Origin of the sequence: Gelidibacter sp. (assembly GCF_039916245.1) — a bacterium.
Lineage (GTDB): Bacteria > Bacteroidota > Bacteroidia > Flavobacteriales > Flavobacteriaceae > Gelidibacter.
This window is the reverse complement of the sequence record NZ_JBDSLS010000055.1, coordinates 1-12,630: the sequence shown is the minus strand read 5'-3', so window position 1 is coordinate 12,630 and position 12,630 is coordinate 1. Positions and strand designations below refer to the sequence as shown.

General features: G+C 37.6%; 11 protein-coding genes. 1 reads left to right on the top strand and 10 read right to left on the bottom strand.

All coding sequences use genetic code 11. The features are described 5' to 3' along the window. The first annotated feature begins 43 nt into the window (after positions 1 to 43). Positions 44 to 1,882 (top strand): lysophospholipid acyltransferase family protein, encoded by a 1,839-nt coding sequence (locus ABIQ28_RS03090; RefSeq protein ID WP_348035287.1) that lies wholly within the window; start codon positions 44 to 46, stop codon positions 1,880 to 1,882. Positions 1,883 to 2,056: 174 nt separating this feature from the next. Here ABIQ28_RS03090 and ABIQ28_RS03085 read toward each other — a convergent pair whose 3' ends face one another. The 10 genes from ABIQ28_RS03085 to ABIQ28_RS03040 all read right to left on the bottom strand — a co-directional run. After that, a complete protein-coding gene (locus ABIQ28_RS03085; RefSeq protein WP_348035286.1) occupies positions 2,057 to 2,491 on the bottom strand; it encodes a TM2 domain-containing protein in 435 nt (144 codons plus the stop codon). A gap of 142 nt (positions 2,492 to 2,633) precedes the next feature. Next, the gene (locus tag ABIQ28_RS03080; RefSeq protein WP_348035285.1) at positions 2,634 to 3,575 is read right to left on the bottom strand and encodes a 2-hydroxyacid dehydrogenase; all 942 of its coding nucleotides are present in this window, start codon (positions 3,573 to 3,575) and stop codon (positions 2,634 to 2,636) included. A 1,131-nt stretch (positions 3,576 to 4,706) separates the two neighbouring features. After that, complete coding sequence (gene mgtE, locus ABIQ28_RS03075) at positions 4,707 to 6,080, bottom strand: magnesium transporter (protein ID WP_348035284.1); 1,374 nt, start codon at positions 6,078 to 6,080, stop codon at positions 4,707 to 4,709. 18 nt (positions 6,081 to 6,098) lie between these two features. Next, complete coding sequence (gene rsmA, locus ABIQ28_RS03070) at positions 6,099 to 6,884, bottom strand: 16S rRNA (adenine(1518)-N(6)/adenine(1519)-N(6))-dimethyltransferase RsmA (protein WP_348035283.1); 786 nt, start codon at positions 6,882 to 6,884, stop codon at positions 6,099 to 6,101. Between the two features lie 154 nt (positions 6,885 to 7,038). Continuing rightward, positions 7,039 to 7,362: a DUF4286 family protein gene (locus ABIQ28_RS03065; protein ID WP_348035282.1), complete on the bottom strand. Its 324-nt coding sequence runs from the start codon at positions 7,360 to 7,362 to the stop codon at positions 7,039 to 7,041. 230 nt (positions 7,363 to 7,592) lie between these two features. Further along, positions 7,593 to 7,991: a type II toxin-antitoxin system VapC family toxin gene (locus ABIQ28_RS03060; RefSeq protein WP_348035281.1), complete on the bottom strand. Its 399-nt coding sequence runs from the start codon at positions 7,989 to 7,991 to the stop codon at positions 7,593 to 7,595. Next, entirely contained in the window at positions 7,991 to 8,233 is a 243-nt protein-coding gene (locus ABIQ28_RS03055) for a hypothetical protein (protein ID WP_348035280.1), read from the bottom strand. The genes ABIQ28_RS03060 and ABIQ28_RS03055 overlap by 1 nt, the downstream gene beginning before the upstream one ends. A 76-nt stretch (positions 8,234 to 8,309) precedes the next feature. Continuing rightward, on the bottom strand, positions 8,310 to 10,094 hold the full coding sequence (locus ABIQ28_RS03050; RefSeq protein WP_348035279.1) for a tetratricopeptide repeat protein: 1,785 nt from the start codon (positions 10,092 to 10,094) through the stop codon (positions 8,310 to 8,312). 380 nt (positions 10,095 to 10,474) lie between these two features. Continuing rightward, a complete protein-coding gene (serS, locus tag ABIQ28_RS03045; protein ID WP_348035278.1) occupies positions 10,475 to 11,743 on the bottom strand; it encodes a serine--tRNA ligase in 1,269 nt (422 codons plus the stop codon). A gap of 62 nt (positions 11,744 to 11,805) precedes the next feature. After that, positions 11,806 to 12,630: HTTM domain-containing protein (locus ABIQ28_RS03040; RefSeq protein ID WP_348035277.1), on the bottom strand; the 825-nt coding region annotated here is incomplete at its 5' end.

Sequence of the window (12,630 nt, the reverse complement as noted above, 5' to 3'; positions counted from 1 at the left end):
TCGCACCGCTATTTTATTAAATAAATTGATTAGGTTTGTAGCCATGACCAAACAGCCGGAAACAGGATTAGTAAATGCAAAAGAAGTTGCCCAAGCCATACATTTAGATAGATATGGCGTTTTTGGTACGTTTTGCGGTTGGGTGCTTATGAAAGTACTTAAAATATCCAAAATTAATAAGGTTTATAATCGCAATAAACATTTAAGCAACGTTGAGTTTTTAGATGCTCTTTTAGACGATTTTCAGATTCGTTTTGAAATTCCTGAAGATGATTTAAAACGATTGCCAAAAGATGGCGCATACATAACCGTATCGAACCATCCGTTGGGAGGAATTGACGGGATTTTGCTGCTCAAATTAATGTTGGAGCAACGCGATGATTTTAAGATCATCGCCAATTTCCTACTAGAGCGTATTGAACCGATGAAGCCTTTCATCATGCCGGTCAATCCATTTGAAGACCGAAAAGATGTCAAGTCAAGTATTTCAGGATTTAAAGCTGCGCTTTCGCATTTGCGTGATGGACATCCATTAGGCGTATTTCCAGCAGGAGAAGTGTCCACTTATAGAGATGGTAAATTGGTTGTTGACCGCCCGTGGGAAGAGGCTGCAATGAAACTTGTCCGAAAGGCAGAAGTTCCTGTAGTGCCTATTTATTTTCATGCTAAAAACAGCCAGCTTTTTTATAAGCTTTCTAAAATCAGTGATACGTTCCGGACGGCAAAATTGCCTTCAGAAGTGCTGACCCAAAAACGACGTGTTATTAAGGTTAGGATAGGAAGACCAATTTCTGTAGCAGACCAAAAAGAATTGTCTACCCTTCAAGAGTTTTCAGAATTTTTAAGAAAGAAAACCTATATGTTGGCCAATTCTTTTGATCAAAAGGGCAATATTCTGAGCAATATTTCTTCAACCTTGAAAGTTCCAAAACCTATCAAAAACATCGTCACACCAGTGAGTGTGGAAGATATGAAGAAGGAAGTGGATTTTTTACGTGAAAATGACGGCCGACTTTTACAAAGCAAAAACTACGAAGTCTTTTTGACTGACTCCCAGAACATTCCCAATATTTTGCGTGAAATCGGACGCTTGCGTGAAATCACGTTTCGTGAAGTTGGCGAAGGCACCAACCAATCCATCGATTTAGATCCGTTTGATAATTATTATCACCACATGTTTTTGTGGGATAATGAATCTCATAAATTGGCGGGAGCTTATCGTATGGGCTTAGGTTCAAAAATATTTGCTGCTTATGGTATTGACGGGTTTTATCTTCAGGATCTATTCCGTTTTGAGCCCGAACTTTATAAAATGATGAGCGAATCCATTGAAATGGGACGTGCTTTTATCATTAAAGAATACCAGCTCAAACCCATGCCTTTGTTCCTTTTATGGAAAGGTATCGTACATACCACTTTGCGTTATCCAGAACATAAATATTTAATTGGTGGCGTGACCATTAGCGATAAATTTACCAACTTTTCAAAATCGCTGATGATTGAATTTATGAAATCCAATTACTACGATCCTTATATCGCACAATATGTGCATCCTAAAAAGGAGTTCAAGGTCAAGTTAAAGGATGCCGATAAGGACTTTGTTTTTGATGAAACCGCAGCCGATTTGGTGAAATTCGACAGGATTATTGATGAATTGGAACCAGGCACTTTGCGTTTGCCTATACTCATCAAAAAGTACATTAAACAAAATGCGAAGGTGGTTGCGTTTAATGTTGATCCATTGTTCAACAACGCTGTGGATGGCTTAATGTACATCAGAATAGCCGACTTACCAGAAAGCACCGTGAAACCTGTGATGGAAGAATTTCAAGCGGAGATGGAGCGGAAATTTGCGGAGAATGGGGATGCTCCTGAAGTCTAAAAATAATTCCTTATTGCCTAATTCTTAATTATAAAACTTCTCTTATTCTTTCCTTCTATAAATCTTTTGCGTTTTATTAGGAGTTGCAATATCCTCTTAAACATTGAATTAAATACAAATTTTAATTGATTTTACAAAAGCCGAATAATATAATTTTCAGCTTTTGTAAAATGATTAAAACCAAGGTTTCTTGCCTGCTTGATAGGTAGCGTAAAATTCAGCATCAGATTTTGTAAGGTAGATAATACCTTCAATTAATCCCACTAATCCTGTTGCCCAAATTACAAATATGCCAATACCTACACAGGAGAGTACCATGCCAATTAATGTGGCTCCTAATAAAATTCCGCCTTCTTTATTGTACCCTAGTATAAATTTGTGGACACCTAAAGATCCTACGAGAATAGCAAGAATACCAGCTAATATTTTTTTATTCTCACCTGGGGTGTTTCCGAAGGCTTCTTTTGCTCCTGATGAGAACTCTTTAGCACTTTTTTTAGCTCCATCTGAAAATTCCTCAGCAGAACGTTTGACGTCTTCTGTAAATTTTTTATTGTTATCTTTTGCGCTGTCCAGCATATCGTCACTTAAATTGTTATTTTCAGTCATCTTCCTTGTAATGTTTTAAAAGTTAGAAGTTTAAAGGTAGCAAAAAAAAGATTTGATTTAACAAAAAAGACTTTATGACTGAATTCAAAGCCCAACTTTTAGGGTTTTTCAATGCACATAATTAGTGTTTGAAACTTAAATATCAATAGGACTTTGAAATGGCCTTTATTTTATCAACAATAGTCTGTGCCAGTTTTTCTTTACTTTCTATGGTCCAACCTGCCACATGTGGGGTTAAGAGGACATTTTCTGCTTGGATGAGGTATTTGAATGCCTGTGGCATTTCAGAAGTAAATAGGTCTTCAAAAGATGACTTTTCGTATTCTAAAACATCTAATCCTGCGCCAAGAATTTTTTTAGATTTTAAAGCAGCTACCAAATCTTTAGTCACGACACTTTTACCACGCGCTGTATTAATGAACCAAAATGGTTTTTTGAATGCGTTGATAAAGTCGGCGTTGACTATGCCTAAGGTCAATGGTGTTTGTGGTGTATGTAAACTCACAACATCCACTTGGTCTTGGAATTCTTTTAGAGACACTTGTTTGGCATTGTCATCGCCTACATTGGCTTTGATGTCATAACAGATCACTTCAACTTCAAAGCCGCGTAGTTTTTTGGCAAAAGCTTTGCCCATATTGCCATAACCAATAAGACCAACGGTTTTTCCATCGAGTTCAATACCTCTATTATCTTCACGAAGCCATTTCCCAGAGCGCACTTCACGGTCTGCTTTATTGAGTTTGTTAAATAAAGATAGGAGCATGCCCAAAGCGTGTTCGCCAACGGCGTTTCTGTTGCCTTCTGGTGCCGCGATGAGGTGGATGCCTTTTTGTTGAGCGTAGTCACAATCAATGTTTTCTAATCCTGCACCAACGCGACCGATAAATTTTAGGTTTTTAGCGGCATCTAAAAACTGTTTATCAATGCTAAAACGGCTTCTTAAAATGACACCGTCATAATTCTGTATTTTAGCTTCAATGGCTTGTTTGGAAGACGTATAATCTTCATCATTTTGATAGCCCATAGCGTAGAGCTGATCGATGAGTAAACGATGGTTGGTATCGAGGTGGAGGATTTTCATGGTAACATTCCTGCGTAGGCAGGAATCTATTTTTAAAAGTTCATAATTTCAAAATTAAGAAAAGGCATTTTGATTTCTGTCAATTTTACTTAAGAAATAAGAATGGTGATCAGAATATTTTCATTTGATCCTTTTTGATTTCGACGTCTTTAAAAATTTAATCACAAACTAACTTCTCCTCCTTTTGAAGGAGGAGTGGCTTCTGCTTCAGGATAGAAGCAGAAGACGAGGTGGTTTTTCAGTATAATTTCTGAGCTGTCAAACCCCTCAGGTTTTTACTTGTCCACCGAAGCTTCAGCGTAGGAGGAAAACCTGAGAGGTTTAGGGAGTTTATTTTTTTACTGAATTTGTGAGATTCTATAACCCTTCCGTCTTCAATTCCTTTTCTGGAATTGAAACCACCTTCCCTTGAAAAAAGGGAAGGAATTTTGAATCTTGCAGTTTTTAAAATGAGACTGATAGGAATTCTCCTCCTTTGAAAGGAGGAGTGGCTTCTGCTTCAGAATAGAAGCAGACGACGCGGTGGTTTTGAGCTTGATTTATGAGTTGTCAAACCTCTCAGGTTTCTAAAACCTGAGAGGTTTTGTGTGGTTAATTTGTTTATGGATTTGTGAGATTTTACAACCCTTCCGTCTTTAAGCCCTTTTCTGGGCTTAAATCCACCTTCCCTTGAAAAAAGGGAAGGAATTTTTAACATCGAAAATATTGGGAGCAGAGCAGTTTTCATTTGAGATGTATTTCAAATTTTGTTTCTAACTAACTACTTTTCTTTTAAATGCCAAATTCGCGTTAGCGATTGTAATGAAAATCCTTTTGCTTTTCGCAAAAGATTGCAATGGAAAGCGCGACCTGAAAGGGAACGCCCTAAATATTAAAGCCTAAAAACTTCGAGAATTATTAGCAGAAGAGCACTTTATGTTCAATATTGATAATCTACCATATAGTGTCAACTTAACAAGTTAACTTTTAACCGTGCAATTTGCCTTAGCGATTACTCAGCATTTTTATTATAAACTATGGTATTCGTGAATGCTCCGCATTTGAAATGGAAATCCTTTTGCTTTTCGCAAAAGATTGTAATGGAAAGCGCGACCTGAAAGGGAACGCCCAAAACATTAAAAACCTAGAACCCTAAAACCCTAGAATCATCTTAGCGACGAGAAAATAAGTTAAAATCCCGAAAACATCATTACTGGTAGTAATAAACGGTCCCGTGGCTACGGCTGCATCAATGCCACGACGGTCCAAGAATATTGGCATTGAGGTTCCAATGACTGCGGCCATCATAATAACTGTTACCAAGGCCACACAAATGGTTAGGGATTCTAAATAGGTGGTATGAAATCCGAAATGACTGATCATTAAAACGACAAAGGCAATTGCCAACCCGTTGACCAATCCTAAGAGTAATTCTTTAAAAAGACGATGGATAATATTGCTGTCAATGGTGCCATTTGCCAAACCTTTAACCACGATGGCGGAAGATTGTACGCCTACATTTCCTGCCGTGGCCTGCACTAACGGAATAAAAAGTAACAAGGCGGGGAATTGCATCATGGCATCACTGAACCCATTAATGATACTGGCGGCACCGATACCTCCAAACATTCCAATAAGAAGCCAGGGCAAACGCGCTTTTGTAAGTTGCCAAATGCTATCATCAGCTTCCACATCTCCCGTAATACCGGCGGCCAATTGGTAATCTTTATCGGCTTCTTCAATCATGACGTCGATAATGTCGTCAATGGTGATGCGTCCTAATAAAACCATATCATCGTCAACCACAGGAATGGCTTCCAAGTCATATTTGGCCATGATTTTTGCGACTTCTTCGGGATCTTCGTCCACTTTTACATAATCGACATTTTTGATGTAGATGTCGGCAATTTTCTCATCACTTTTGGCGATAATTAAATCTTTTAAAGACAAGCGTCCAATGAGTTTGTTTTGCTTGTTGACGACATAAATAGAATGGACTCGAGTCACATCCTTGGCCTGCCCTCTGATGCGGCGCAAACAGCTGGCAACGGTCCAGGTTTCGTAGACTTTAACCAATTCCTTGGCCATGAGTCCGCCCGCAGTATCTTCGTCATAGGCCAGTAATTCGGTAATTTCAGCCTTATGATCTTCGTCTTCCAAGTGATGGATGACTTCACGTTGACGTTCTTCAGAAAGTTCCGAAAGAATATCAGCAGCATCATCCGTGTCCAAAGCCTGTACTTCGTCAGCGATTTCCTTGGAGGACAGGTTGCGCAATATTTTTTCTCGATGGTCTTCATCCAGCTCCATCAGGATTTCTGAGGTGGTTTCAGAATCGAGAAGTTTGATCACATACACTGCATCTTCCAGATCAACTTCATCTAGAATTTCAGCAATATCAGCGTAATGGAATTCATTTAAAAGTCGGTGGAGCTCGTCATCGTTTTTATCTTCGATAAGTTGCTGAACTTGTTCAATGAGTTCGTCAGTTAGCTCAAATTGTATGTTCTCTCTTTCTTCTGCCAAATGGATTGTTTTTAAAGATTAACGATCGTTTTCAATCAGTTGTGTTAGTTCGATGAACTGCTGTACGCTTAATTGTTCGGGACGTTTTCCAAAGATAGGGTTTGATTTCAAGCTTTCAGAGAGATCCAGTGAATTTAAACTGTTTCGAAGCGTTTTACGGCGTTGTTGAAAGCCTGTTTTTACAACTCTAAAAAGGAGTTGCTCGTTACAGTCCAGTTTGAAGTTTTCTTTCCTTTTTAATAAGAGCACGCCAGAATCCACTTTTGGTGGTGGATTGAATACTGAAGGCGGAACCGTAAAAAGATATTCGGCATCATAAAATGCCTGTGTTAAAACCGAAAGTATGCCATACACCTTACTGCCTTCCTTAGAGCAAATGCGCAGTGCCACTTCTTTTTGGAACATGCCTGAAAACTCTGGAATTTGATCGCGCATCTCTAAAGTCTTGAACAGGATTTGCGATGAAATATTATAAGGAAAATTCCCGATAATGGCGAAAGGCTCATCTCCAAAAACTTCTTTTAAGTTATACTTTAAGAAATCTTTTTCAATGATGCGATCGGCAAGATGAAGATAGTTTTTTTGAAGGTAGTCTACCGATTCTGTGTCAATTTCGATGACATGCGTTGTGATGTCTTTTTTAAGCAAATACTTGGTCAAAACGCCCATGCCTGGCCCGATTTCAAGCACATGATCATAACCTTTGAAAGAAAGTGAATCGGCAATTTTTTCAGCAATACTTTCATCAGTCAAGAAATGTTGACCCAAATGTTTTTTTGCTCTGACTTGATTATCTTTTGACATAGTTGGAAGTTGGAAGCACGATGCTTGAAGTACGAAGTTAGTGAGAATTTATTTTTGAGAAGAGAAGTTTTTTGTTTTTCTCGCAGAGGCGCAGAGTCACAAAGTTTCAGAATGAGAAGCGTCTCTTCTCTTTATTCTTTTCTCTATTTTCTAATTAATTAAACTTAACTGAGTATTCATCAATAACTTCCAGTTCTGTACGGAATGACAATACCTTATCGCCAAAGATTTGGAAACCGACGTCACGTAACTTATCAGCATCGTTTTTATAATAACTTTCGAGGGCTTCACGAGATTTTGCTCTGTATTGCACGGAATACGTGACACTGCCTTCAGGATCGTGGACCAGAACTTTAGTCAATTTGGCTTCAGTAAAATGGCCTGTTGCCAAAACATGAGGAATGTGTTCTTTGATCCAAGCGAGCCATTGGTCGTGGATGCTGGCGTGTATGTTTGAGGTAACGTTGTATATGATCATAATTTATAAAATTGAAAATCTCAAATTCCAAATTCCAAAAGTCTTTATCTCATCCATTGGAATTTGGTGCTTGATTATTGAGTATTAAATTTAAAATTGTCTTGCAAAGAACAGAAGTTCTTGGTTGGCATCAAAGAATTTAATCTTTTTTTGTGTTTGATAGTGTTTTGGAGGAGATAGATTTTGAAGGAAGAAGTGGTTTATTTCTAAAACCTATATAATTAAATGCATTAGCGAGTAATCCAATTTTCAATTATAATATCTGATATCCTTTCAAACTCTTTTATGTTTTCAGTAACCATAATCAGTTCATGAGAAACAGAGGTTGCGGCAATTAACAAATCAAAATCGCTAATTAAAGTTCCTGATTTTCTTAATCTTGTTTTTTCTTTTGCGTAGGTATGAATCGCATTAAAAATCGGTAGGACTTTTACCTGTTCAGAAAACTTATCGATGAGGTCAAGATTCTTTTTTGGATTAGAGCTGTTTTCAGCTCCATAAGTGAGTTCCGCAAGAGTTATTTCAGAAATGGCACAATTCTGTAAATCAATTTCGAGAATTTTGTCAATCAAATTGAACTGTCCGCGAAAAAAATGAATACAGATATTAGTGTCCAAAAGATATTTCATTATAAATCTTCTGTGTTTAATTTTTCGATTCGAGAATTTCTTATGTCGGATATTATATCGTCAGAACTTCTTTTGTCAATCCAAGCACCGAAGAGATCTTCTGGGTTCGTTTTTTTATTTGGTTTGTTTTCCATGGACTCAGTTAATTTGAGGATTAGGTTTTTTTTCGTTCGAACGTCTAAGTTTTTCAAATAACCAAAATACTTGTCCAGAATTTTACTTGATATCGTTAATCCTCCCATGATCATCTATTTATTGCAAGTTAGTGATTTTTAAGATTTTATTTACAGATCCTTTATAATGAGACCATAATGTCAATTAATTTATCGCATCCCCACGCAACATCCGAAATTGCTTCCGCGCTTCTATAAAATAAATACTGTCCTGATGATTAAAGAGGATCTTTTCGTATAAAGGTTTTGCTTTTTCAGGTTCCTCAAGGATGTTATTGTACAATTCAGCTAAATAATAATAGGCATCATCGGCTAAAATACCGTCGTTATAATAGGCAATGATGAATTCATAATTTTTAATGGCTTTGTCATATTGCTTTTTCTGAACAAAGAGTTGTGCTTGTTTAAAAAGTGCTTGGTCTTCAATGCTTTCGCCTTTGTGCTCCGTCAGAATTTTATCCAATAATGAAATGGCTTCGTCTTTTTTGTTTTGAAACGCCATCAAATCTGCTTTGGCATAAAGTTTTAATGCGACATGAAGCGAATCTTCATACTTGTTATCTGAAATCAATAATTTCAGTTCCAAAGCATCATTCGCAATAAGCTGTGAGGTGGACGCTTTTAAGACTTTCAATTGTGATTCCGCCCATTCAAAATCGCCTTTGTAATAACTGGTTTTTGCCACTTTAAATCGCGCTTCCTGTGCGATGGTGCTGTTTTTTGTGTTCGCCTGAATTTGGGTGTAATAAATGAGGCCTTCATTGAATTTTTCTTGAAATACCAATATGTCGGCCAATTTCATTTTTACTTCCGCTTGCTGTAAGGAGGAAATATTAAGCTTTAAACTTTCTTTTAAAAAGTTGCTGGCCTCTTCGGGTTTATTCAAATGGAATGCTAAAAAATTGCCATAGGCTATTTGCAATCCTAAAGTGGGTTCAGAGATGCCATAGGTGAGGAAAAGTTGTTTGTACTTTTCTTGAATTGCCGGTAAATCTTTTGGCGATGCATTTGTTGTTTCAATATCCAACAGATACTGGTTGGCCGTCAAAATAGTGCCAATATTTTGAGTGCTCGCTAGGACATACTGTAAGATTTCTGTAGCGACGTCATTTTCTTTTTCGCTCAGTGCGGTCATGGCCAGTTCGATAATTCGGCTTAAACTTTCGCGTTGACGCATGTACAAGGCTTTTTCTTGTGTAAAGGCTCTGCTGTAAGCTTTCTCTTGAATGTAGAGCCAACTGAGCAGTTCATACCAATAGGTGTCCGGTTGGGTTTGTATTTTTTTAAGCAAGAGTTTTCTTAATAAGAGATTGTTCTCATTGTCCTTGTTTTCTGAAATAAAATCGCTAAACTGTGATTTGGCATTATTTAAATATTCGGGTCTGGCTTCAACGTAGGCCAAATAGTACGTGAAAAATAATTCGATATTCCCTTGTTGGCCGTACACATTGGCAAGTTCTCGATTGAAATTTAAATTGGGGTCAAGTGCCATACCTCTTTTGTAGGTCTCAATGGCGTAATCCAGCAAAGAATGCTCTTCAAACTGTCGGGCAATGAGTACAGCGAATCCAGGACGTTCTTCAATCTTCTTCATGGCTTCTTGATAGTATTTTGTCGCCTGGTCCATCGCATTCTGTAATTGAAAATTATAGCCTAATTCAATTAGTAATGCCGGATTTTGATAAATGGGTATTTTCGAGTTGATGAGTGTTTCTGCAGCCTTAAATTGTTCTAATTCCTGATGTGTTTTTATCAAAAAATAAATGTAGTTGTAATTGTCTGGTTGGGCATCATATAATTTTTGATAGGAGAGGAGTGCCTTTTCAAATTCGCCACGTTTGTAATAGTCGGCCGCCAATTGTTCTTCATCGTTTTGTGAAAAAGACAAGCATCCCAATAATAGGAAAAGGAGCGGTAAAAGCTGTTTCATGAAACTAATTTATGTAAAGATAGCCACTTAAAGTCGTTGGTATTGTGAATGTTTTTATAAAAAAATGCCCAAACGTAAGTTTGGGCATCACCATCAAAATAAATGTGCTATTAACCATTACTTATAATGATTCAGTTATCTTGGTTGGTGCTGTAAAATGTTATGATGCGATAACTATATCTAAAACAAAACTCTAGTGACCAAGAGCACTAAAGATATGACGATTAAAATGCGTATAAAATTTTTCATGGGGGTCAAATTCTATTTGTGAATACTAACTTGGAGATTTTTTGGCTAAAAACAAAGAAAAATGCTAAAAAATCGTTAAACAACACGGTTTTTTAGCATTATATCGAAATTAGTAAGATTTTTCTTACAATCTAGATTCTATCAAATCCTGTATAAGGAATTAAAACCTCAGGAATTTGAATGCCATCTTCCATTTGGTAATTCTCTAAAATTCCCGCTAAAACTCTTGGCAACGCTAATGAGCTTCCGTTGAGTGTATGCGCCAGTTCATTTTTTCCTTCAGCATTTCTAAATCGCAATTTCAAGCGGTTGGCCTGAAAGGTCTCAAAATTTGAAACGGATGAGATTTCCAACCATCGGTCCTGAGCGGTAGAAAACACTTCAAAATCATAGGTTAGGGCTGAGGTAAATCCGATATCGCCACCACATAAACGCAAAATACGATATGGCAATTTCAATTCATCTAAAATTTCTTTGACATGATCCACCATGCCGTCCAAAGCTTTGTAGGAATTGTCAGGATGTTCGACACGTAAAATTTCTACTTTGTCAAATTGATGCAAACGGTTCAAACCTCTTACGTGAGCGCCATAACTTCCGGCTTCACGACGGAAACATGGGGTATAGCCTGTGATGCCAATTGGCAAATCAGCAGCATCGAGAAGTTCATCCCTGAAAATGTTGGTTCCTGGTACTTCGGCCGTTGGAATCAAATAAAGATCGTCTTCCGTGACATGGTACATTTGACCCTCTTTATCAGGTAATTGTCCTGTGCCAAAGCCAGATGCGGCATTGACCAAAAGTGGTAATTGATATTCGGTATAACCCGCAGCAGTATTTTTATCTAAGAAATAAGAGATTAATGCGCGTTGTAATTTGGCGCCTTTTCCTTTATATACAGGAAATCCTGCACCCGTAATTTTGTTGCCCAACTCAAAATCGATGATGTCGTATTTTTTAGCCAATTCCCAATGTGGCAAAGCGTTGGCATGCAAAGTCGGAATGTCTCCTTTTCTGTAAACTTCCTCATTATCGTCAGCCGTAGTTCCAGCAGGAACACTGTCATGAGGTACGTTTGGAAGTTTATAGAGCAATTGATTCAAAGCTTCTACGGTCGTATTCAGATCGTCTCCAAGTGTTTTTGAAGCTTCTTTTAATTCGCCAGTTTTTGCTTTTAAGGCATTGGCTTGATCGGCTTGACCGGATTTGTACAAGATGCCAATTTCTTTAGATAAACTGTTGGATTCTGCCAAGGTGTTATCCAATTCCGTTTGTAAACGACGTCGGGTTTCATCAAGGGCAATGACTTCATCAATCATTTGCGCAGCATCAAGGTTTCTTTTTTTCAAACCTTCGATCACTTTCTCTCTGTGATCTCTAATAAATGGTACTTGTAACATATTTGTTTAATTTGATGGTAAAAATAAGTAAATTTTAAGCGTCGTTCTGAAGTCTTTTAATTTCAGTCAAAATAATCTTGGTCTTCTGATTTTTTCGAAGTGCTTTTAAGTTTGGAAGGTCTCAGCCATGCGCTATGTTTTAATGGTTCCCATTTCACACTGCCCAAATCCACATCGGGATCAATGAATTGGTTGAGTTCGCCACCATTTACCCGAACAGAAGAATTCACAAATACCTTTACGTCGATGCCTTTAGCTGCAAACATCTTTTTTAAACGTTGGGCAAATTGCCAAATGACATCGGGTTTCGTGCTTACCGTACGTTGCTGTTTTAGAGTCAAATAATCTTCGATTTGGATCGGGATTTCTAAATTGGTTTGGGCATTAATAACTTTAAAGGTTGTGCGGCCACTTTTAGCACGGAGCATCATGCGCCATGATAAACGATGGCCTTCTTCTGTCCATAGCACATCGTCTTCAAAAAACCAATGGCGTAGTGGTAGACCGATTTGAACAATGAAATAGATGATGAATACAGTCACAAATGCTTTATGGTACTTTGGTACAATGACTTCGTCTTGATCATAAAATGGTTTCCGTTTTAAAAATAACTTATGGATGGTTTTCGTCGGGAAAAAGAAAAGGGTAAATGCCAAAGATAGATAAGGGAAAATTCCAATCTGAAATACGAAAGAATTGAACAGATGGAAGAAAATGGAAGCGAAAAACGCAAATTTTCGAGTGCGTTTCCATAACAATAATGGAATAATCAATCCGTCAAACAAAATGCCGACATAAGCAATGGTGTAATGCGTCCATTTTTGCTGCAGAACTTCTCCAACTAACCACAAATCTTTTTTGCCCTTCATCAAAACTTCAGCGACTGT